Origin of the sequence: Ruminococcus sp. MCC718 (assembly GCF_018783905.1) — a bacterium.
In the GTDB taxonomy this organism is placed as follows: domain Bacteria; phylum Bacillota; class Clostridia; order Lachnospirales; family Lachnospiraceae; genus Hominisplanchenecus; species Hominisplanchenecus faecis.
Map to the genome: position 1 here is coordinate 1 of NZ_WQNP01000103.1, position 557 is coordinate 557.

Consider the following 557-nt stretch of genomic DNA (forward strand, 5'->3'; position numbering starts at 1 on the left):
TTCGCATGAACTGTCTGCCTTGCTTCCTGTGCTTTCTGTAATTCCTGCTTTTTCTGTGAGATATTTTCCCTGTGCAGGTTGCGTTTCTGTGTACGCTGTTCCTGTCGGTTTTCCCGTTCTTCCACAACGCCACGCTTAAAGTCCGATACATTATCCTTTGCTTTCTGTTTGGCAGAATGGACGGCATAACCAGCCTGTGTCGGCAGGTCTTTCACATTTTCTTTCAGAGAAGAAGCACTGTCACGGACTTTATTTTTCGTATCCATCACAGCACCCACAGCAGAACCAACACGGCTTCCCATGCTGGCAGAGGTATTTTCCCGTTTCTTTGGCGGTTGGTTCGTTGCTGGCTTTCCGGCTCTGGCAATACTTGCACCTGCCACCGCACCTGCAACACTTCCAGCACCGACAGCTCTTGCAATTCGGCGTTCCATACGTCTTGCCCTGTGTCGCATGAACACCATCGGTCTACGGAAAATCCGGCGACCTATCTGCTGGCTGTCATTGGCATTCAGGCTGAACATACTCATTAGCTCTCCGAGCTTCATGTAGATTCC

At 50.1% G+C, this 557-nt stretch carries 1 pseudogene; it reads right to left on the reverse strand.

The features are described from left to right. Nucleotides 1–557, reverse strand: a pseudogene (locus GPK60_RS15325) (YtxH domain-containing protein); the annotation flags it as partial.